We start from the raw sequence: 19,507 nt of genomic DNA on the forward strand, positions 1-19,507 counted from the left end.
CCGCCTCAGTTCGCCGAGGAGGAGCGGGAGGGGGTCAGAGGCCGGAGAGGCGTTGGCCGGCTCTCACCACGGCCATGGCGTGGCGTTCGCCGGGGCGGCGGCCGAGGCGCTCGATGGGGCCGGAGATGCTGATCGCCGCGATGACCCGCCCGGTGCGGTCGCGGATCGGGGCCGAGACGCTCGCCACACCGGCCTCGCGCTCGGCGACGCTCTGCGCCCAGCCGCGGCGGCGTACCTCGGCCAGGGTGCGGCCGGTGAACTTCGAGCGGGGCAGCAGCGGCATCACCGCCTCCGGTGGCTCCCAGGCGAGCAGGATCTGCGCCGCCGAGCCCGCCGTCATCGGCAGCACCGAGCCCACCGGCACGGTGTCCCGCAGGCCGCTGGCCCGCTCGGCGGCGGCCACGCAGATCCGCTCGTCGGCGCGGCGCAGGTAGAGCTGCGCGCTCTCGCCGGTGGCGTCGCGCAGCGCGGCGAGCAGCGGCTCCGCCGCGGTCAGCAGCACGTCCGGGGCGGCGTTGGCGAGCTCGCCGAGCCGGGGACCCGGGCGCCAGCGCCCCTGGGTGTCCCGGACCAGCATCCGGTGGATCTCCAGCGCCTGTGCCAGCCGGTGCGCGGTGGCCCGGGGCAGCTTGGTGCGTTCAACGAGTTCGGCCAGGCTGGCGCCGTCGACACAGGCGGCCAGGATGACCACCGCCTTGTCGAGAACGCCGACACCGCTCATACTGTGTCCCACAAACCGAAACTTACCTCCCAGAATTTAGGATGTCCAGATGGTGGGAGTCACTCAACCGAGGACCCTGGCCGAGAAGGTCTGGGACGCGCACCTGGTGCGATCCGTCGAGGGCGAGCCGGACCTGCTCTTCATCGACCTGCATCTGCTGCACGAGGTCACCAGTCCGCAGGCCTTCGACGGGCTGCGGCTGGCCGGCCGCCGGGTCCGCCGTACCGACCTGACGATCGCGACCGAGGACCACAACACCCCGACCGGGTACGTCGACCCGGCGTTCCGCGAGCGGCGCGGCGACCTGCTCACCATCGCGGACCCCACCTCCCGCACCCAGATCGAGACGCTGCGCCGCAACTGCGCCGAGTTCGGCGTACGGCTGCACCCGCTGGGCGACGAGAACCAGGGCATCGTGCACGTCATCGGCCCGCAGCTCGGCCTCACCCAGCCCGGCATGACGATCGTCTGCGGCGACTCGCACACCGCCACCCACGGCGCGTTCGGCGCGCTCGCCTTCGGCATCGGCACCAGCGAGGTGGAGCACGTGCTGGCCACCCAGACGCTGCCGCAGAGCCGGCCGAAGACGATGGCGGTGAACGTCACCGGCCAGCTCGCCCCGGGGGTCACCGCCAAGGACCTGGTGCTCGCGCTGATCGCCCAGGTCGGCACCGGCGGCGGGCGCGGCCACATCGTCGAGTACCGGGGTGAGGCGATCCGGAACCTCTCCATGGAGGGGCGGATGACGATCGCCAACATGTCCATCGAGTGGGGCGCCAAGGCCGGCATGATCGCGCCGGACGAGACCACCTTCGCGTACCTGAAGGGGCGGCTCAACGCGCCGCAGGGCGCCGCCTGGGACGAGGCGGTCGACTACTGGCGGACGCTGCCCACCGACGAGGGCGCGACCTTCGACGCCGAGGTGACCCTGGACGCCAGCCGGATCACCCCGTTCGTCACCTGGGGCACCAACCCCGGCCAGGGCGCGCCGCTCGGCTCGGCCGTGCCGGACCCGGAGGAGTTCGTCTCCGAGTCCGAGCGGGCCGCCGCCCGGCGGGCGCTGGAGTACATGGACCTCGCCCCGGGCACGCCGCTGCGCGACCTGGCCGTCGACGTGGTCTTCGTCGGCTCCTGCACCAACGGCCGGCTGGAGGACCTGCGCGCCACCGCCGAGGTGCTGCGCGGACACCGGGTCGCCGACGGCGTACGGATGCTGGTGGTCCCCGGCTCGGCCGCGGTGCGGGAGGCGGCCGAGGCGGAGGGGCTGGACAAGGTCTTCACCGACGCCGGCGCCGAATGGCGCTTCGCGGGCTGCTCCATGTGCCTCGGCATGAACCCCGACACCCTGTCGCCGGGCCAGCGCTCGGCCTCCACCTCCAACCGCAACTTCGAGGGCCGCCAGGGCCGCGGCGGGCGTACCCACCTGGTCTCCCCGCCGGTCGCCGCCGCCACCGCCGTGGCCGGCCGGCTGGCCGCCCCCGCCGACCTGTAGAAGGGCAGCTGCTCGCGATGGACAAGTTCACCACCCACACCGGCACCGCCGTGCCGCTGCGCCGCTCCAACGTGGACACCGACCAGATCATCCCCGCCGTGTACCTCAAGCGGGTGACCCGGACCGGTTTCGCGGACGGGCTCTTCAACGCGTGGCGGGAGGACCCGGCATTCGTGCTCAACGATCCCGTCCATTCCGGTGCGTCGATTCTCATCGCCGGCCCCGAGTTCGGTACCGGCTCCTCCCGGGAGCACGCCGTCTGGGCGCTGCGGGACTGGGGCTTCCGCGCCGTGGTCTCTCCCCGCTTCGGCGACATCTTCCGCGGCAACGCGCTCAAGGAAGGCCTCCTCCCGGTGGAGCTGGAATTGAAAGCCGTCGAGGAACTGTGGGATCTGGTGGAATCCGACCCGACCACCCCGATCACCGTCGACCTCACCGCCCGTCAGGTCCGGGCCGGGGACGCCACCTGGGCGTTCCCGCTGGACGACCACAGCCGCTGGCGGCTGATGGAGGGCTTGGATGACATTGGACTCACCCTCCGGCACTCCGCCGAGATCAGCGCCTTCGAGGCGTCCCGGCCGTCGTTCCTGCCCTCGGTGGCATAGCCGTACGCCCGACCGCACATCGGTTTTCGCCCCCACCGGCCCCGCCGGTGGGGGCGAATCCGTTACGACACAAGGGCTTTTTTCCACCGAATGTTTGTGTAGCGCCAGCACAGGGCATACCGTGCGCGCAGAATGGCTCGCGTCGAGTCAGTTGCACAATTGGGAGGAAGTCGTGAACAAGGCCGAGCTCATTGAGGCGCTCGCCGTTCGCCTGGGGGACCGGAAGACGGCGACGGCCGCGCTCGACGCGGTCCTCGCTGAGGTCCAGGGAGCGGTCACCAAGGGCGAGAAGGTGGCGATCACCGGATTCGGAGCGTTCGAAAAGCGTGTCCGGGGCGCCCGAACAGCGCGCAACCCGCGGACCGGCGAGGCGGTGAAGGTCAAGAAGACCTCCGTCCCGACCTTCCGTGCGGGCGCCGGATTCAAGGAGATGGTGGCCAGCGGCAAGGTGCCGAAGGCCACGGCCGCCGCCAAGAAGATCGCCGCGGCCGCCGCCAAGACCACCGGCGCGAAGGCGGCCGGGGCCAAGGCGGCCGCCGCGAAGAAGACCACCACGTCCGCCGCCAAGAAGACCGCCGCGGCGAAGGCCGCCAAGACCACCGCGGCCACCAAGAAGGCCGCCCCGGCGAAGAAGGCCGCACCGCCGACCAAGACCGCCGCGGCCAAGAAGACCACGGCGGCGAAGAAGACCACGGCGGCGAAGAAGACCACGGCGGCGAAGAAGACCACGGCGGCCAAGAAGACCACGGCCGCGAAGACCACGGCGGCCAAGAAGGCGCCGGCGAAGAAGGCTCCGGCCAAGAAGGCGGCGGCCCGCCGCTGACCGGCTCGACCGAAAGGGCGCCCACCGTCGTGGTGGGCGCCCTTTCGCGTACGACCGCGGTGCCGGCGCCGTTGACCGGCGACCCGGGCCGCACGCACAACCCGAACGGCTGGGTGCCCGTGGCGCTGGCAGCGCTCGTCGCGGTGGTCGCGGTCGCCGGGCCACCCGCCGCCGCGTCCGTCCTCAAGCCAACTGCGCTGGCGTGGACGGTCAACGGGCTCATGCTGCTGACCGGAGTGGCCGCCGGGATCCACCGTCCGCTGCCGCCGGCCGAGGGAGGGGCCGCGGCGGCGGGTGGGCGTACGGGTGGTGGCGTACAACATCCGGATGGGCTTCGGGCTGGACGGGCGGCTCGACCTGGACGGCCTGGCCCGGGCGGTCACCGGAAGCCGGCCGGACGTGGTGGTGCTCAGCGAGGTGGACCGCGGCTGGCTGCTCAACGGCGCCACGACACCCTCGCGCTGCTGGCCCGGCAGCTGCGCATGCCGTACGTCTTCGCGCCGGCAGCCGCTCCGGTGTGGGGCGACGCGCCGGTCGCGGTCACCCTGACCCTGCCCTGACCCCTGACGGGCGGCTCAGAGCCGGTCGGCGGCGAGCAGGCGGTCGCCGGTGAAGGCGAGCAGCCAGCCACCGCCCTTCGGGGTGGTGAAGTCGTCGGCCCGCCCGGCCAGCCGTTCCAGGGCGCCCGGCAGCACCTTGCCCTGACTGCACACCGCCACCCGCTCCCCGGCGGCGGCCAACGCGGCGAGCTGCGCGGCGGCGGCCAGCGCGCACTCGTCCGGCTGCTGGCCGGGCTTCGGCTCGTCGAAGTCGCCGACCACCTCGATCGGCAGGTCCAGCAGGGCGGCGGCCGGGTCCAGGGTCTGCACGCAGCGGCGGGCCGAGGCGGACAGCAGGCGTGCCGGGCGGACCAGGGCCACCAGCTCGGCCAGCGCCTGGGCCTGGGCCCACCCGGTGGCGTCCAGCGGCCGGCCGGTGTCCGGCCCGGACCAGGTGCCCCGCTTGCCGGCGTGCCCGTGCCGGACCAGCAGCACCGTGCCGGTCACCGGCGGCAGCGCCGCGAACGCGGCGAGCACCTCGGCGTCGTGCGGGTAGCTCACCAGCCGTACCGCCTCGTCGACGGGGAGCCAGCACACCTCGTCCACCTCGGTCTCCGGCTGGAAACCGCCCTCGGCCACGGCCCGCATCGACCAGTAGTCCACCCGCTTCGGGCGGCCCTCACTGCGGTAGCGGACGGTGGGCAGCCGGACCTGCGGCACCGCCCGGACGTCCGTCTCCTCGGCCACCTCGCGGACCGCCGCCCGCAGCGGGTGCTCGTCCGGCTCCAGCTTGCCCTTGGGCAGCGACCAGTCGCCGTACCGGGGCCGGTGCACGAGGCAGACCTCGACGCCCGGGGCGCCCGGCCGCCAGGCGACCCCGCCCGCCGCCCGGATGCCCGCCGGCTCCTCCTCCGTCATCCGCCCACCGTAAGCCCGGCCGGTGCGCACCGTGGGCCGCTCAGCCGGCGGTCCCGCCGACCCGCCGCAGCAACAACTCCTGCAGATGCGTCAGCGGCGCCTCGTCGGTGCTGGTACGCCGGGTCCAGCTCCCGTCGCCGGCCAGCTCGAACGCGTCCACCTCGGGGCTCATCGCGGCGGTCAGCACGTGGTCCAGCTCGGCCCGGGCGACCGGGTCGCTCACCTGCACCAGCGCCTCCACCCGGCGGTCCAGGTTGCGGTGCATCAGGTCGGCCGAGCCCATCCAGAACTCGGCGTCGCCGTTGTTGCCGAACCGGAAGACCCGCGAGTGCTCCAGGAAGCGGCCCAGGATCGAGCGGACCCGGATGTTCTCCGACAGCCCCGGCACCCCGGGTCGCAGCGTGCACATGCCCCGGATCAGCAGGTCCACGTGCACCCCGGCCCGCGACGCCCGGTAGAGCGCGTCGGTGATCTCCTCGTCGACCAGCGCGTTCACCTTGAACTGCACCAGGCCCGGCATGCCGAGCCGGACGTGCGCGATCTCCCGCTCGATCCGCTCGATCAGGCCGCTGCGGATGCCCTGCGGGGCCACCAGCAGCCGCCGGAACGCGGTCTGCCGGCTGTACCCGGTCAGCACGTTGAACAGGTCGGTCAGGTCGGCGCCGATCTCCGGGTCGGCGGTGAGCATGCCGAAGTCCTCGTAGAGCCGGGCGGTCTTCGGGTGGTAGTTGCCGGTGCCGATGTGGCAGTAGCGGCGGATCTGGTTGCCCTCCTGGCGGACCACCAGGGCGGTCTTGCAGTGCGTCTTCAGCCCGACCAGGCCGTAGACGACGTGGCAGCCGGCACGTTCCAGGGTCCGGGCCCAGCCGATGTTGGCCACCTCGTCGAACCGGGCCTTCAACTCGACCAGCACCACCACCTGCTTGCCGGCGGCGGCCGCGTCGACCAGCGCGTCCACGATCGGGGAGTCGCCGCTGGTGCGGTAGAGCGTCTGCTTGATGGCGAGCACGTCCGGGTCGGCGGCGGCCTGCTCGATGAAGCGCTGCACGCTGGTTGCGAACGAGTGGTACGGGTGGTGCACCAGCACGTCCCCGTCCCGCAGGGTGGCGAAGACGCTGCGGGGCACCTCGCCCTCGGCGAGCCGGGGATGGGTGGCCGGCACGAACGGCGGGTCCTTCAGGTCGGGCCGGTCGGCCTCGCCGTACACCTGCCACAGCGCGGAGAGGTCGAGCAGGCCGCGGACCCGCAGCACGTCGTGGCCGTCCATGTCCAGCTCGCGGACGAGCAGCTCCAGCATGTGGTCGGAGATCGAGGCGGCGACCTCCAGGCGTACCGGCGGGCCGAACCGGCGCCGGGCCAGCTCCCGCTCGAGTGCCTGGAGCAGGTCCTCGTCGCGGTCCTCGTCGACCTCCACCTCGGCGTTGCGGGTGACCCGGAAGAGGTGGCACTCCACCACCTGCATGCCGGAGAAGAGCTGCCCGAGGTGGACCGAGATGAGGTCCTCCACCGGCAGGAACCGCACGCCCGGCTGGCCCCGGGCCACCCGGACGAACCGCGGCACGTTGTTGGGCACCTTCACCCGGGCGAAGAGCTCCGAGCCGCCGTCCGGGTCGCGGACCGCGACGGCCAGGTTGAGCGACCGCCCCGAGATGTACGGGAACGGGTGTGCCGGGTCGACGGCGAGCGGGGTGAGCACCGGGAAGATGTGCTCCCGGAAGTACGTGCGCAGCCGTTCCCGCTCGGCGTCGTCCAGCTCGCTCCAGCGCAGCACCCGGATGTCCTCGGCGGCCAGCTTCGGCAGCACGTCGTCGACGAAGCAGGCGGCGTGCCGGGAGACCAGGTCGGCCGTCTTCTCCGCGATCAGCTCCAGCTGGGCGCGCAGCGGCAGCCGGTCTCCGCCCCGCACCGGCAGGCCGGCGGAGAGGCGGCGCTTCAGTCCGGCGACCCGCACCATGTAGAACTCGTCCAGGTTGCTGGCGAAGATGGCCAGGAACTTGGCCCGTTCCAGCAGCGGGGTGCGCGGGTCCTCGGCCAGCGCCAGTACCCGGGCGTTGAAGTCGAGCCAGGAGAGCTCCCGGTTGAGGAAGCGGTCCTCGGGCAGCGGCGGCGCCGTGGGCGGCTCGCCGCCGGCCGGCGGGCGGTGCTCCGGCCCGGTGACCGGGTCGAGCACCTCGTCCAGCCCGGCCGAGGCGGCCGCGGCGTCGGTGCCGGGGTCCCGGAGCGGGGTCTCCTCGGGGGCGCGGACCGTGCGGAAGCGGCCGTCGGCGTCGCGGGTGCGGGCGCCGTTGCGGGGCTCGGCCGGGTCGGTGGCGTGCGGCGGGCGGTCGGGGTGCTTGCGAGGGGTGCTCACCCGCTCATAATCACCCGATTCCGGTGAACGCAAAATGAACTTGGCCAGGGTGATCAGGCCATGGTCGGCAACGTCACCCGGACCACCGTGCCCGTCGCATCGACGTCGATGCGCACCCGCTGGCCGAGGCGGAGCAGGCGCAGGCCGGAGGCGTCGAAGGCGCGGGCCGGGAAGGACAGCTCGGTGCCGTCGTCAAGGAGCAGCACGCCGCTGCGGGTCGACGCGTCGAAGGTGGCCACCGTGCCCTGCATGCCAGCACCGTACACCCGGCCGGTCAGGCCGGGGCCGCGGCGGCGTCGGCCCCGAGGAGCGCCGCGGTGCGCGGGCCGAGGCCGAGCCGGGCGGCGGCCGCCAGGTCGTCCGCGGTGTCCACGTCCCGGCGCAGGCTGGGCCAGTCGCCGGCCAGCGGCAGCGCGCCGCTCGCCGCGTGCGCGGCCGCCGAGGCCACTCCGAACCGGGGCTCCAGCGGCACGCCCGCCGGGGCCGCGAGCAGCACCGTGCCGCCGCCCGGGGCGTCGGCCACGAACCGGCGTACCCCCGGCGGGCCGGCCGGGATCGCGGCGAGCGCCGCCGTCAGCTCGGCCGGGCGCAGCGCCGGCAGGTCGGCGGTGAGGCCGGCCACCCGGGCGTGCCGGCCGGCGGCCGCGGCGCCGTGCCGGAAGGCGGCGTTCAGCCCGGCGTCCGGCGGGTCCGGCACGATCCGGGCGCCCGCCGCGGCCAGCTCCGCCGCCGCGCGGGTGTCGTCGGTCACCACCAGCAGCTCGACCACCGCCGGGGAGGCCAGCACCGCGCGGACCGTGTCGGCCGCCAGGGCCAGCGCCAGCTCCTCATGGGGTACGGCCGGCAGCGCGCCCCGCAGGCGGCTCTTCGCCGCCGGGAGACGCTTCACCGGCACCACCACGGTCCAGGTCGGCTCAGCCACGTGACAATCCTGCCAGTCGGACGGCGGTACCCTCACTGGCCGGACCCGGGGCGAGCAGGCATGATTTCGTCGCGGGACGTGGGCGCGCGGGTCGGGGCACGACGAGGAGGCACGGTGGGACGGCGAAGGCTGGGATTCTGGCAATGGTTCGCCGTGCTGCTGGTCAAGCCGGTGATGACCGTCTGGACCCGGCGCACCTGGCGGGGCGTGGAGGAGCTGAGCCGCCCCGGCGGCATCATCATCGTGCCCAACCACATCTCGCACGCCGACCCGTTGGTGGCCGCGCACTTCATCCACGACGCCGGGCGCTGGCCGCAGTTCCTGGGCAAGGCGAGCGTGTTCCGGGTCCCGGTGATCGGGTGGATCCTGCACCGGTGCCGGCAGATTCCGGTGGAGCGCGGCACCGTGGACGCGGTGAAGTCGCTGGACAAGCTGGTCGCCGCCGTGGCCGAGGGCGGCGCGGTGGTGATCTACCCGGAGGGGACGACCACCCGGGAGCCCGAGCTGTGGCCGATGAAGGGCAAGACCGGGGCGGCCCGGCTGGCGCTGGCCACCGGCGCGCCGGTGATCCCGCTGGCGATGTGGGGGCCGGAGCGGCTGTTCGACCCGCGGACCACCCGGTTCGGCCTGCGGCCCCGGAGTCCGGTGACCGTGGTCGCCGGGCCGCCGGTCGACCTGAGCCGCTGGGCGGGCGCCACGCCGACCCGGGCGGTGCTGGAGGAGATGACCGACACGATCATGCTGCGGCTGCGCGACATGGTCGCGGAGATCCGCGGCGGCACACCCCCGCCGCTGTGGGAACGTCCCGCCCGTTCGCGTACTCCCGAGGGGACCGAATGAACCCGCTCAGCGCCGTGGTGCCGCCCGGCTGTGTCGTGGTGCCGCTCGGCGGCGTCGAGAGTGGGGAGGCGACGGCATGACCGGCCACGTGGCGGTGCTCGGCGCGGGGTCGTGGGGCACCGCGTTCGCCAAGATCCTCGCCGATGCCGGCCGGGACGTGACGATCCTGGCCCGGCGGCGGGCGGTCGCCGACGCGATCCGGTCCCAGCGGCACAATCCGGACTACCTGCCGGACGTGCGGCTGCCTGACCGGGTCACCGCGACCGGCGACGCCGAGGAGGCCATCGCCGGGGCCGAGATCGTGGTGCTCTCCGTCCCGTCGCAGACCCTGCGCGGCAACCTGGCCCAGTGGACCGGCCACCTCGACCCCGACGCCACGCTGGTCTCCCTGATGAAAGGGATCGAGCTGGGCACCACCAAGCGGATGAGTCAGGTGATCACGGAGACCGCCGGGGTGCCCGCCGACCGGGTGGTGGTGGTCTCCGGGCCCAACCTGGCCCCCGAGATCGCCGCCGAGCAGCCGGCCGCGACCGTGGTCGCCGGCACCGATTCCCGGCGGACCGCCCTGGTCCAGTCGTCGATCCGGACGCCGTACTTCCGGCCGTACACCAACGACGACGTGATCGGCTGCGAGCTGGGCGGGGCGGTCAAGAATGTGATCGCCCTGGCGTACGGCATCGCCACCGCGATGGGCTTCGGCGACAACACCCGGGCGATGCTGATGACCCGGGGGCTGGCCGAGACCGCCCGGCTGGGCGTGGCGCTCGGCGCCGACCCGATCACCTTCGCCGGCCTGGCCGGCATGGGCGACCTGGTCGCCTCCTGCTCGTCGCCGCTGGCCCGCAACCGCACCTTCGGCGAGCACCTCGGCCGGGGCGAGACGCTGGAGCAGGCGCAGGCCGCGACCCGGCAGACCGCCGAGGGCGTGAAGAGCTGCCTGGCCATCCGTGACCTGGCCCGGGCGCACGGGGTGGAAATGCCGATCACCGAGCAGATCGAGCGGATCTGCCACGAGGGGATGGACCCGCGGCTGGCCGTGGACGCCCTGATGAGCCGGACCGCCAAGCCCGAGTCGTACGAGTGAGGCGGCGATGACCGAGTTCCGCGACGGCACCCGCTGCGTGCACGCCGGACTGCCCGCGCCGACGCCGGGGGAGCCGTTCCTGCCGGGACCGGTCTTCGCCGCGCCCTACCACCTGGACCCGTGGCAGGGGCCGGCGGCGACGCCGAACGGGTACGGGCGGCCCGACAACCCGACCCGCCGGCTGCTGGAGGCGGCGATCGGCGAACTGGAGGGCGGCGACTGCCGGGTCTTCGCCAGCGGCCAGGCGGCCATCACCGGGCTGCTGCTGGCCCTGCTCCGCCCCGGCGACACCGTGCTCCTCCCCGCCGACGGCTACTTCCCGGTCCGGGCCTTCGCCACGAGCACCCTGGAGGGCATCGGCGTCCGGGTCGGCTTCGTGCCGACCGCCGGGCCGTACCCGTCGTTCGAGGGCGTCCGGCTGGTGCTGCTGGAGACCCCGGCGAACCCGGGCCTGGACGTGGCCGACGTGCCGGCGCTCGCCGCCCGGGCGCACGCCGCCGGCGCTCTGGTCGCGGTTGACAACACCACCGCCACCCCGCTCGGGCAGCGACCGCTGGAGCTCGGCGCCGACGTCGTGGTCGCCTCCGGCACCAAGGCGCTGACCGGGCACTCCGACCTGCTGCTCGGCTACGTGGTCACCCGCTCGGCCGAGCTGCTGGAGCCGGTGACCGCCTGGCGGACCACCACCGGCGCCGTGCCGGGGGCCTTCGACGCCTGGCTGGCCCACCGGTCCCTGGCGACGATGGACCTGCGGCTGGCCCGGCAGTCCGCCAACGCCGAGGCGCTCGCCCGGCTGCTCGCCGACCGCGCCGACGTGACCGGCCTGCGCTGGCCCGGGCTGCCCGGCGACCCGGCGTACCCGGTGGCCTCGGTCCAGATGCGCAGGATGCCCGGGGTGCTCTCGTTCGACCTCGGGGACGCCGACCGGGTGGCCCGCTTCCTCGACGCGGCCCGGCTGGTCGCCGCCGCGACCTCGTTCGGCGGCGTGCACACCACCGCCGACCGGCGGGCCCAGTGGGGCGACGACACCGCGCCCGGCTTCGTCCGGCTCTCCTGCGGGGTGGAGGACACCGCCGACCTGGTGGCCGACGTCGCGGCCGCGCTGGACGCGAGCGCCGGGGACGGCCGGGCCGCGCCGGGCGGCGCGGCGGTCACCGGCTGAGCTATCGTGACCCCGGCCCTGAGCCGTCCCGGCCCGAGCGGGCCCCGACCGGAGGAGGTGAGACCGATCCACCAGACAGGACCGGCGCTCCCCTCCGCGTCCGCGTCGCCCCGGAAGTAGGCGACGCCGGGAGCGCCGACGAGCGTTCCCGGAGGTTCCCATGGCACCATCCCCGTTCCTTCCCGACCGCACCGCCCTCGTCCGCCGGCTGCGCGCCGCCGGCTGCGTCTACGCCAAGGACGAGGCGGAGCTGCTGATCGACGCCGCCGACTCGGCCGAGGCGCTGGCCGACCTGGTCGACCGCCGGGTCGCCGGCCTGCCGCTGGAGCACCTGCTCGGCTGGGCCGAGTTCTGCGGCCTGCGGGTGGCCGTCGATCCCGGCGTCTTCGTGCCCCGGGGGCGGACCGCCCTGCTGGTCGCCGCCGCCACGGCGCTGGCCGGTCCCGCGCCGGCCGTGCTGGACCTCTGCTGCGGCTCCGGCGCCGCCGCCCTGGTGCTGCACGCCCGGCTCGCGCCCCGCTGGCTGGCCGCCGCCGACGTCGACCCGGCAGCGGTGGCCTGTGCCCGACGCAACCTCGCCCCGCTGGGCGTGCCGGTGTTCCAGGGCGACCTGTTCGCGCCGATCCCGCCCGAGTGGCGCGGCCGGCTCGACCTGGTGCTGGCGAACGCCCCCTACGTGCCGAGCGGGGCGGTGGCGCTGATGCCGTCCGAGGCGCGGCTGCACGAGGCCCCGGTGGCGCTCGACGGCGGCGTGGACGGGCTGGCCGTGCTGCGCCGGGTGGCTGCCGGCGCGGCCGAGTGGCTCGCCCCGGGTGGGCACCTGGTGGTGGAGATCAGCGAGGGGCAGGTCGACGCGCTCTGCGCGGCGTTCGCCACCCTCGGCCTGGCACCGACGGTGGTCCGCGACGAGGACCTCGACGGCACCGCCGTCACCGCCCGCCGACCCGGCTGAGCGGCCATGGTGCCGGGTCGCGCTCGCTGGTGGCACGACGAACCCGCCTGACCCGCCAGGCCCGCCGCCGATCCGCTGACCCGTCGGTCGCCAGGGGGATCCGTCGGTCGCGGTCCGCTCGTTGTCCGTCCGGTGTGGCTCGTGGCGTGGTGGGCCGGCGGTGTCGGGTGACCGGGGAATGGCGGGACGGTGAACGTGGAACTAGCCTCAGGTCGGGACGGGCTCGGCGGAGGGCGGTGGCGGGGTGGGCAGCGCGGGTGTGCCGGTGGTGGTGGGTCTCGACAACGGCGGGAACAGCAACAACGCGACCGTCCTGACCGTCGACGGCCGGTTCCTGGTGGACGGGCTGGTGGAGATACCGAGTGAGGTGCAGGCCGGCCCCGAAGCGGCGATCGAGGCGCTGGCCCGGGCGCTGGACGGGGTGCTGGCGCTGACCGGCGTGCCCCACGAGCTGGTCCGCGCGGTCGGCCTGGACACCCCGGGGCCGGCGAGCGCCACCGGGGTGATCTCGTCGCGCGGCTCGACCAACTTCTCCCAGCCGGAATGGCGGGGTTACGACGTGCGCGGCGCGCTGGAGCGCCGGCTCGGCCTCCCGGTGATCTACCACAACGACGGCAACGCGGCCGCCCTCTACGCACACCACGTGCACTTCGGCGCGGACGCGCTGCGCCGCTCCTCGGTCGCCGCCATCGTCGGCACCGGGCTCGGCGGTGGGGTGGTGGAGAGCGGTCGGGTGGTCGCCGGGGCCGCCGGCATGGCGGGGGAGTTCGGGCACGTGCACATCCCGCTGGACGGCCTGCTCGCGCCCCGTCAGTCGGTGCCCACCTGCGCCTGCGGCTTCAGCGGGGACGCGGAGAGCGTCGCCTCGCTGACCGCGATCGAGCGGAACCTGCTGCCGTACTGGCTGGGCCGGTATCCCGGGCATCCACTCGCGGCCGAGGAGCCGGGCCGGGCGGCGAAGCTCGTCCGCGGGTACGGCGAGCGCGGCGACGCGCTGGCCCGGGAGGTCTTCGCCCAGCAGGCGACGGCGTTGGGCCGGCTCTTCACCATCGCGGCCAACTTCACCGACCCGCACGCGTACTTCGTCGGGGGTGGGGTGGTGGAGGCGGCGCCCGAGTTCCGCGACTGGTTCCTCGCCACGGTCGCGCAGCACACCGTGCTCCGCGCCGAGCAGGCCGCCGTCGCCACCTTCGCGCTGGTGCCCGACCGGGACATGGCCGGGGCGCGCGGGGTGGCCATCGCGGCGCTGGAGACCCTGCGCGCGGGGGCACCGGCAGCCGGCCCGGTGGTCGCCGGCTGACCACCGCGACCGAGCTGAACGCCCACGCCACGGCCGACGCCCGCCCGTTCCGGAGAGCGTCGGCTGAGCCGTCAGAGCAGCTTGCGCCGCTTCAGGTACGCCACCAGGTCGTCGTAGACGCCACCCTCGTTGGCGAACATGGCGACGTTGCGGGCGGTCGAGAGCCAGGGCCGGGTCGAGGGGCGGACCTCCTTCAGCGCCCGCTCCAGGTCCCGCTGCTCGATCATCCGGACCTCGCCGCTGCGTACCGAGTCGGCCATCGCGAACTCGGCGGCGGTCTCGCAGAGGTGGGCCAGGTCGGCGCCGGAGAAGTCCTCGCTCGCCGCGACCACCTTGCGCAGGTCGATGTTGGCGATCGGCCGCTGCCGCAGGTGGTACTCCAGGATCGCCGCGCGGGCCTCGGCGTCGGGCGGCAGCACCAGCACCACCCGGTCGAGCCGCCCCGGCCGGCGCAGCGCCGGGTCCACGTCCCACGGGGTGTTCGTCGCGGCCAGCACGAAGACCCCCTCGTTGTTGCCCTCCATGCCGTCCAGCTCGGCCAGCAGCTGGTTGCCCAGCGTCCGCATCGAGCTCGACGAGACCTGCGAGCGCTTGTGGCCCAGGGCGTCGACCTCGTCGAGGAAGAGCACGCAGGGCGCGTTGCGCCGGGCCGCCTCGAACAGCTCGTGCAGGTTGCGCTCCGAGTTGCCGATCCACATGTCGAGCACGTCGACGATGGACAACGAGAGGAACTTCGCGCCCATCTCGCCGGCCACCGCCCGGGCGAGGAAGGTCTTGCCGCAGCCGGGCGGGCCGTACAGCATCAGCCCGCCGCGCAGGCTCTTGCCATACATTCGGCGCAGCTCCGGGTTGCGCAGCGGGCCGAGGAAGGCCAGCTCCAGGCGTTCCTTCACGGCCGTCATGCCGCCCACGTCGGCGAGCCGGACCGTGGAGGCCTCCACGTCGTACACCCGGTCGGCCTCGCCCACGACCGGTTCCGGCTCGTCGCCGGCCCGCGCGAAGCGCGGCGGCACGACGTCGGCCAGCTCCTGTTCGTACGCGGCCAGCGGGTCGTCCCCGGGCGCCGGCGGCTCGGCGGGGGCGGGGCGCGGCGCGGCCGGCGCCGCCGCCGGCGCGGGCCCGCCCAGCGCCCGCTGCATCAGGGCCTGCGCCTGGTCGTTGCCCGGGTCCCGGGCGAGCGCCTGCCCGATCTGCGCGATCGCCTCCGCGCTCCGGCCGGAGTCCAGCAGCAGCCCGGCCAGGTGCAGGCGCAGGGGCAGGTCGTCCGGGCGGGCGTCGAGGGCGGCCAGCAGGCTGTCGATGAGGGGATCGGCGCTCATAGGACGAGGAGCGTAGTGCGCCGCCAGCCCGCCCCGCTCACCCTCCGGCCCGGCCCGCCACCGGCCGCCCGGCGCGCTCGTCCGGGCCATCACCTTGGTGGCGGGCGCGACCGACTGATGCCCCGAGCGGCGGTTACCCCCCGTATACGACGGGTTGACCGGTTGCGCCGCCCGGCTGGGCTCACCGGGTATCGGCTTCGGGTTCTCGCCACGCACAGTAAGGTCAATCGGGTGAGCGCCACCGGCGAGCACGGCCAGCCGCAGTCGCGAGCGAAGAGGTGACCTCGAGTGACCACCCCAGGCAAGACCCGTGTGGCGATCGTGTTCGGCGGCCGCAGCCCCGAGCACGGCATCTCCTGCGTCAGCGCCGGCAGCGTGCTGGGCGCCCTCGACCCGGACGAGTTCGAGGTGGTGCCGGTCGGCATCACCCGGCAGGGCCAGTGGGTGCTGACCAGCGGCGACCCGAGCCAGCTGTCGATCCAGGCGCGCAAGCTGCCGGAGATCACCGCCGCCGCCGGCACCGCTCTGGTGCTGCGCGCCGAGCCGACCGCGGGCGGCCTCATGGTGCTCGACCCGGCCGAGGGCCCGCGCGCGCTGGCCGACGTGGACGTGGTCTTCCCGGTGCTGCACGGGGCGTACGGCGAGGACGGCACCATCCAGGGGATGCTGGAGATGGCCGACATCCCGTACGTCGGGGCGAACGTCTTCGCCTCCGCCGCCGCGATGGACAAGGAGTTCACCAAGAAGCTCTGCGTCGCCGAGGGCATCCCGGTCGGCCCGTACGTGGTGCTGCGCAACGGGATGACGCTGAGCGAGGCGGACAAGGAGCGGTTGGGACTGCCGGTCTTCGTCAAGCCGTCCCGCGCCGGCTCGTCCTTCGGCATCACCAAGGTCGACGACTGGGCGCAGCTCGATGCGGCGGTCGCCACGGCCCGCGAGATCGACACCAAGGTGCTGGTCGAGGCCGCGGTCGTCGGCCGGGAGATCGAGTGCGGCGTGCTGGAGGGCGAGGCCGGCGGCGCGCCCGAGGCGTCCGTGCTTGCCGAGGTGCGGATGGTGGGCGACCACGGCTGGTACGACTTCGAGGCGAAGTACATCTACGCCGACGAGGTCTGCGAGTACGACGTCCCGGCCAACCTGCCCGAGCGGGTCACCCGCCAGGTCCAGGAGTACGCCACCCGGGCCTTCACCGCGCTGGACTGCTCCGGCCTGGCCCGGGTCGACTTCTTCGTCACCCCGGAGCTGGACGTCTACCTCAACGAGATCAACACGATGCCCGGCTTCACCCCGACGTCGATGTTCCCGCGGATGTGGGCGGCCAGCGGCCTGGAGTACCCGAAGCTGGTCAACCGCCTGATCCGTACCGCCCTGCACCGCAACGCCGGCCGCTGACCGGCCCGGTCCAGGGGTCGCCACAGCAGCGACGGCGCCGCGCCTCCCTGAGCCGGGAAGGTGGCGCCGTCCGCAAAGCTGGGCGGCTGCCGCGGGGAGCCCGCGGAGCGCAGGTCAGGCGGTGCAGCCGGCGGGGGCGGACTTCGCCGAGGGGACCGCGGCGACGATGGTGTCGGATATCGGGCTGACCCACTGCAGCGGCTGCTCGTACTGCCGGGGCACCCGGACCCGGACCGGGGTCTCCCGGTCGACGGTGGTCAGCACGGTGGCGTCGGCCTCCTGCACCGCGTGCCAGCAGACCTTGTTGACCGACCACACCTCGTCGGTGGGCTGGACGATCGGCGGCGTACCACCGCAGGCGACGGTCAGCGCCGGGTCGCCGTACGCGGCGTTCTGCTCGGGGCCGGCGGTGACCGGCCGCTGGGCCAGGTCGCGTATCCGCTCCGGGAGCTGCGACACCAGGGCGCGGCAGACCGTCGCGGGCCGCTCGGCCAGCGTCGGGGCGGGCAGCTCGACCGGGGTGGTGGACTGCGGCCGGGCGGCGGTCGCCGAGGGGCGCGGCGCGGCGGCCGGCTCGTCCGGGGCGAGCTTCGCGAAGGTGAAGCCGGCCACCGCCACGGTCACCGGCAGCGCGATCAACGTGGCCATCAGCGCGGCGCGGCGGGTCGCCCGGTCCGGGCGCGGCGCCTCGTCGGCCGGGCGGGACTCCTCGGGAGCGGGGGAGACAGTGATCTCGTCCACTTACAGGCGCACCACCGAACACGTGAGGGTGCGGGTGATGCCGGGCACCATCTGCACCTTGCTGACGATGAGTTTGCCGAGCTCGTCGACGGTGTTCGCCTCGGTGAGGACGACCACGTCGTACGGCCCGGTGACGGCGTCGACCCGTACCACGCCGGCAAGGTCCGCGATCAGATCGGCCACGTCACGCGCCCGACCGACCTCGGTCTGGATGAGGATGTACGCCTGTACCACGACTCGACCTCCGTCCGTCGCCGCCTGGGGCGGCCCGAAGGGTGAAACTACCTTACGGAGCAGGCCTGATCCCTATCGGTGGCCGGGTGGACGCGGTGAGCGAGGGCACGCACCGCCGGAGCAGACTGCGGGTGGCCCGGGTGCGGGACGAGTGGAGCGACGAGGGGACGGCGATGACGGTCGCGGGTGTCGGGGAGTTCGGGCTGATCGACCGGGTCACCGCCCGGTTCACGTACGGGGAGAGCTGCCTGCTCGGCCCCGGTGACGACGCGGCGGTGGTGGCGGCGCCGGACCGGCGGGTGGTGGCCTCCACGGACGTGCTGGTCGAGGGGCGGCACTTCCGCCGGGACTGGTCGACCGCGCGGGACGTGGGGCACCGGGCGGCGGCGGCGAACCTGGCCGACATCGCGGCGATGGGCGCCACCCCCACCGCGCTGCTGGTCGCCCTCTGCATGCCAACGGATCTGGACACGAGCTGGGCGGAGGAGCTGGCCGACGGCCTGGGTGCGGAGGCGGCCCTGGTCGGCGCGAGCGTGGTCGGTGGGGACATGTCCGCCAGTCCGACGCTGACCATCGCGGTCACCGCCCTCGGCGACCTGGCGGACCGGCCGCCGGTGGTCCGCTCCGGGGCGCGGCCCGGCGACGTGGTGGCCCTGGCCGGGCGGACCGGCTGGGCGGCGGCCGGCTACACCGTGCTGTCCCGCGGCTTCCGGACGCCCCGGCTGCTGGTGGAGGCGTTCCGGCGGCCCGAGGTGCCCTATCCGGCCGGCCCGGAGGCCGCCGCGCTCGGCGCCACCGCCATGATCGACGTGTCGGACGGGCTGCTGGCCGACCTGGGCCACGTGGCGAAGGCCAGCGGCGTCGGCGTCGACCTGCGGCGGGACGCCTTCGAGGTGCCCCGGCAGATGCGGGACGCGGCGCAGGCGCTCGGCGTCGACCCGTACTCCTGGATCCTCGCCGGGGGCGACGACCACGCCCTGGCCGCGACCTTCCCGCCGGCGGTGGCGCTGCCGGAGCGGTGGCGGCCGATCGGGCGGGTGGCCGAGGGCGCGGGGGTGACCGTGGACGGCGTGGCGTACGCCGGGCCGGCCGGCTGGGACCATTTTCGCCGGTCGGAGTGATCTGCGACCGAACCGGGCGGACGGGCCCGGGGCGCGGCGGCGGCGGTCGTACCCTTCAGGCGTGAGTGAGATCGAGATCCGGGCGCAGCGCTTCGACGCGCCCGAGTCGCAGGCGTTGATCCGGGCGGCCCTGGCCGACCTCGGCGAGCGGTACGGCGGCAGCGGCGACGACACCCCGGTGGACGCGGCGGAGTTCGAGCCGCCGGCCGGCGCCTTCCTGGTGGCCTACCTCGGCGGGAAGCCGGTGGGCTGCGGCGGCTGGCGCAGCCACGGCGACGACGGGGAGGCGGCGGAGCTGAAGCGGATGTACACCGCGCCGGCGGCCCGGGGGCGGGGCGTGGCCCGGGCGGTGCTGGCCGCGGTCGAGCGCTCGGCCCGGGAGCAGGGCCGGAAGCGGATCATCCTGGAGTGCGGCGACAAGCAGCCCGAGGCGATCGCCATGTACACCTCGGCCGGGTACGAGCGGATCCCGAACTTCGGCTTCTACCAGGACGCCCCCGGCTGCCTCTCCTTCGGCCGCACCCTCTGACCCTGGTCCGGCGGGTGCGTCGCGCCTCGGTCGGCGCGCACCCGGCCGGCGTCACCGTGCCCGGACACGACAGCACCGGCGGGCCGTCAGGGCCCGCCGGTGCTGGGTGGTTCTGGAAGCTGGAGGCTCACCGCGTCAGGCGCGGGTGACCTTGCCGGCCTTGATGCACGAGGTGCAGACCTGCAACTTCTTGGTGGTGCCGCCACCGGCCGGGGTACGCACCGACTGGATGTTCGGGTTCCAGCGGCGGTTGGTCCGCCGGTGCGAGTGGGACACGTTGTGGCCGAAGCCCGGTCCCTTGCCACAGACGTCGCACACGCTAGCCACGGGATACTCCTGGGATTGAAACGTTCATGAGGTCGCCGCCAGGCGCTGCCCGGGCAACCTGGTCAGGTTACCCGATGACCCGCCGGTACGCCCAACCGGCCCGGTCGGCGGCGGCTCGGGCCAGCCCAGCGTACCG

Annotated in this window: 21 protein-coding genes; 12 read left to right on the forward strand and 9 right to left on the reverse strand. The window is 74.5% G+C overall.

Annotated features, from left to right (window positions below; all coding sequences use genetic code 11):
- Window positions 1–34: 34 nt before the first annotated feature.
- A complete protein-coding gene (locus ACTWO6_RS07705) occupies window positions 35–721 on the reverse strand; it encodes an IclR family transcriptional regulator (protein ID WP_013284529.1) in 687 nt (228 codons plus the stop codon).
- 49 nt (window positions 722–770) lie between these two features.
- Here ACTWO6_RS07705 and leuC point away from each other — a divergent pair, with 49 nt between their 5' ends.
- From leuC to ACTWO6_RS07725, 4 genes are all read left to right on the forward strand, one after another.
- Window positions 771–2,213, forward strand: a complete 1,443-nt coding sequence (leuC, locus tag ACTWO6_RS07710) for a 3-isopropylmalate dehydratase large subunit (protein ID WP_446218968.1) — start codon at window positions 771–773, stop codon at window positions 2,211–2,213.
- Window positions 2,214–2,230: 17 nt separating this feature from the next.
- Window positions 2,231–2,818 (forward strand): 3-isopropylmalate dehydratase small subunit, encoded by a 588-nt coding sequence (gene leuD / locus ACTWO6_RS07715; RefSeq protein WP_446218969.1) that lies wholly within the window; start codon window positions 2,231–2,233, stop codon window positions 2,816–2,818.
- Window positions 2,819–2,990: 172 nt separating this feature from the next.
- Complete coding sequence (locus ACTWO6_RS07720) at window positions 2,991–3,641, forward strand: HU family DNA-binding protein (RefSeq protein WP_446218971.1); 651 nt, start codon at window positions 2,991–2,993, stop codon at window positions 3,639–3,641.
- Window positions 3,642–3,935: 294 nt separating this feature from the next.
- Complete coding sequence (locus ACTWO6_RS07725) at window positions 3,936–4,190, forward strand: endonuclease/exonuclease/phosphatase family protein (RefSeq protein ID WP_446218972.1); 255 nt, start codon at window positions 3,936–3,938, stop codon at window positions 4,188–4,190.
- Between the two features lie 26 nt (window positions 4,191–4,216).
- On the opposite strand, the gene ACTWO6_RS07730 is transcribed toward ACTWO6_RS07725, so the two are convergent.
- Genes ACTWO6_RS07730 through cofC form a run of 4 tightly spaced genes read right to left on the reverse strand, consistent with a single transcriptional unit; the run spans window position 4,217 to window position 8,370 of the window.
- Entirely contained in the window at window positions 4,217–5,098 is an 882-nt protein-coding gene (locus ACTWO6_RS07730; RefSeq protein ID WP_446218973.1) for an NUDIX hydrolase, read from the reverse strand.
- Window positions 5,099–5,138: 40 nt separating this feature from the next.
- Window positions 5,139–7,448, reverse strand: a complete 2,310-nt coding sequence (locus ACTWO6_RS07735; protein WP_446218974.1) for an RNA degradosome polyphosphate kinase — start codon at window positions 7,446–7,448, stop codon at window positions 5,139–5,141.
- Between the two features lie 53 nt (window positions 7,449–7,501).
- The gene (locus tag ACTWO6_RS07740) at window positions 7,502–7,699 is read right to left on the reverse strand and encodes a cold-shock protein (RefSeq protein WP_446218975.1); all 198 of its coding nucleotides are present in this window, start codon (window positions 7,697–7,699) and stop codon (window positions 7,502–7,504) included.
- 23 nt (window positions 7,700–7,722) lie between these two features.
- Window positions 7,723–8,370 carry a 2-phospho-L-lactate guanylyltransferase gene (gene cofC, locus ACTWO6_RS07745; RefSeq protein WP_446218976.1) on the reverse strand — a complete coding sequence of 216 codons (648 nt, stop codon included), beginning with the start codon at window positions 8,368–8,370 and terminating at the stop codon, window positions 7,723–7,725.
- Between the two features lie 114 nt (window positions 8,371–8,484).
- Here cofC and ACTWO6_RS07750 point away from each other — a divergent pair, with 114 nt between their 5' ends.
- From ACTWO6_RS07750 to ACTWO6_RS07770, 5 genes are all read left to right on the forward strand, one after another.
- Window positions 8,485–9,210: a lysophospholipid acyltransferase family protein gene (locus tag ACTWO6_RS07750; protein WP_446218977.1), complete on the forward strand. Its 726-nt coding sequence runs from the start codon at window positions 8,485–8,487 to the stop codon at window positions 9,208–9,210.
- Between the two features lie 76 nt (window positions 9,211–9,286).
- Complete coding sequence (locus ACTWO6_RS07755; protein ID WP_446218978.1) at window positions 9,287–10,294, forward strand: NAD(P)H-dependent glycerol-3-phosphate dehydrogenase; 1,008 nt, start codon at window positions 9,287–9,289, stop codon at window positions 10,292–10,294.
- 7 nt (window positions 10,295–10,301) lie between these two features.
- Window positions 10,302–11,456 carry a cystathionine gamma-lyase gene (locus tag ACTWO6_RS07760; RefSeq protein ID WP_446218979.1) on the forward strand — a complete coding sequence of 385 codons (1,155 nt, stop codon included), beginning with the start codon at window positions 10,302–10,304 and terminating at the stop codon, window positions 11,454–11,456.
- 160 nt (window positions 11,457–11,616) lie between these two features.
- Window positions 11,617–12,408 carry a putative protein N(5)-glutamine methyltransferase gene (locus tag ACTWO6_RS07765; RefSeq protein ID WP_446218980.1) on the forward strand — a complete coding sequence of 264 codons (792 nt, stop codon included), beginning with the start codon at window positions 11,617–11,619 and terminating at the stop codon, window positions 12,406–12,408.
- 244 nt (window positions 12,409–12,652) lie between these two features.
- Window positions 12,653–13,708, forward strand: a complete 1,056-nt coding sequence (locus ACTWO6_RS07770; protein WP_446218981.1) for an ROK family protein — start codon at window positions 12,653–12,655, stop codon at window positions 13,706–13,708.
- 71 nt (window positions 13,709–13,779) lie between these two features.
- Here ACTWO6_RS07770 and ACTWO6_RS07775 read toward each other — a convergent pair whose 3' ends face one another.
- Window positions 13,780–15,027 (reverse strand): ATP-binding protein, encoded by a 1,248-nt coding sequence (locus ACTWO6_RS07775; protein WP_446218982.1) that lies wholly within the window; start codon window positions 15,025–15,027, stop codon window positions 13,780–13,782.
- A 288-nt stretch (window positions 15,028–15,315) separates the two neighbouring features.
- On the opposite strand from ACTWO6_RS07775, the gene ACTWO6_RS07780 reads away from it, so the two are divergent.
- A complete protein-coding gene (locus tag ACTWO6_RS07780; RefSeq protein ID WP_446218983.1) occupies window positions 15,316–16,419 on the forward strand; it encodes a D-alanine--D-alanine ligase family protein in 1,104 nt (367 codons plus the stop codon).
- A 114-nt stretch (window positions 16,420–16,533) separates the two neighbouring features.
- Here the strand turns inward: ACTWO6_RS07780 and ACTWO6_RS07785 are convergent, their stop codons facing one another.
- Together ACTWO6_RS07785 and ACTWO6_RS07790 are read right to left on the reverse strand one after the other, a co-directional pair.
- Window positions 16,534–17,067, reverse strand: a complete 534-nt coding sequence (locus ACTWO6_RS07785; protein WP_446220583.1) for a DUF3515 family protein — start codon at window positions 17,065–17,067, stop codon at window positions 16,534–16,536.
- A gap of 93 nt (window positions 17,068–17,160) precedes the next feature.
- The gene (locus tag ACTWO6_RS07790) at window positions 17,161–17,394 is read right to left on the reverse strand and encodes an Lrp/AsnC ligand binding domain-containing protein (protein ID WP_446218984.1); all 234 of its coding nucleotides are present in this window, start codon (window positions 17,392–17,394) and stop codon (window positions 17,161–17,163) included.
- Window positions 17,395–17,567: 173 nt separating this feature from the next.
- Here ACTWO6_RS07790 and ACTWO6_RS07795 point away from each other — a divergent pair, with 173 nt between their 5' ends.
- Together ACTWO6_RS07795 and ACTWO6_RS07800 are read left to right on the forward strand one after the other, a co-directional pair.
- The gene (locus tag ACTWO6_RS07795) at window positions 17,568–18,515 is read left to right on the forward strand and encodes a thiamine-phosphate kinase (protein ID WP_446220584.1); all 948 of its coding nucleotides are present in this window, start codon (window positions 17,568–17,570) and stop codon (window positions 18,513–18,515) included.
- Window positions 18,516–18,576: 61 nt separating this feature from the next.
- Window positions 18,577–19,044, forward strand: coding sequence for a GNAT family N-acetyltransferase (locus ACTWO6_RS07800; RefSeq protein WP_446218985.1), 468 nt, complete (start codon window positions 18,577–18,579; stop codon window positions 19,042–19,044).
- 135 nt (window positions 19,045–19,179) lie between these two features.
- Here the strand turns inward: ACTWO6_RS07800 and rpmB are convergent, their stop codons facing one another.
- The gene (gene rpmB, locus ACTWO6_RS07805; RefSeq protein WP_013284551.1) at window positions 19,180–19,371 is read right to left on the reverse strand and encodes a 50S ribosomal protein L28; all 192 of its coding nucleotides are present in this window, start codon (window positions 19,369–19,371) and stop codon (window positions 19,180–19,182) included.
- Window positions 19,372–19,507 lie beyond the last annotated feature (136 nt).

It is taken from the genome of Micromonospora sp. IBHARD004, assembly GCF_052814115.1.

Coding starts and splice junctions, on each gene's coding strand:
- ACTWO6_RS07705 (WP_013284529.1), bottom strand. CDS start 721: ATGAGCGGTGTCGGCGTTCTCGACAAGGCGGTGGTCATCCTGGCCGCC.
- leuC (WP_446218968.1), top strand. CDS start 771: ATGGTGGGAGTCACTCAACCGAGGACCCTGGCCGAGAAGGTCTGGGAC.
- leuD (WP_446218969.1), top strand. CDS start 2,231: ATGGACAAGTTCACCACCCACACCGGCACCGCCGTGCCGCTGCGCCGC.
- ACTWO6_RS07730 (WP_446218973.1), bottom strand. CDS start 5,098: ATGACGGAGGAGGAGCCGGCGGGCATCCGGGCGGCGGGCGGGGTCGCC.
- ACTWO6_RS07740 (WP_446218975.1), bottom strand. CDS start 7,699: ATGCAGGGCACGGTGGCCACCTTCGACGCGTCGACCCGCAGCGGCGTG.
- ACTWO6_RS07755 (WP_446218978.1), top strand. CDS start 9,287: ATGACCGGCCACGTGGCGGTGCTCGGCGCGGGGTCGTGGGGCACCGCG.
- ACTWO6_RS07760 (WP_446218979.1), top strand. CDS start 10,302: ATGACCGAGTTCCGCGACGGCACCCGCTGCGTGCACGCCGGACTGCCC.
- ACTWO6_RS07765 (WP_446218980.1), top strand. CDS start 11,617: ATGGCACCATCCCCGTTCCTTCCCGACCGCACCGCCCTCGTCCGCCGG.
- ACTWO6_RS07775 (WP_446218982.1), bottom strand. CDS start 15,027: ATGAGCGCCGATCCCCTCATCGACAGCCTGCTGGCCGCCCTCGACGCC.
- ACTWO6_RS07785 (WP_446220583.1), bottom strand. CDS start 17,067: ATGGCCACGTTGATCGCGCTGCCGGTGACCGTGGCGGTGGCCGGCTTC.
- ACTWO6_RS07795 (WP_446220584.1), top strand. CDS start 17,568: ATGACGGTCGCGGGTGTCGGGGAGTTCGGGCTGATCGACCGGGTCACC.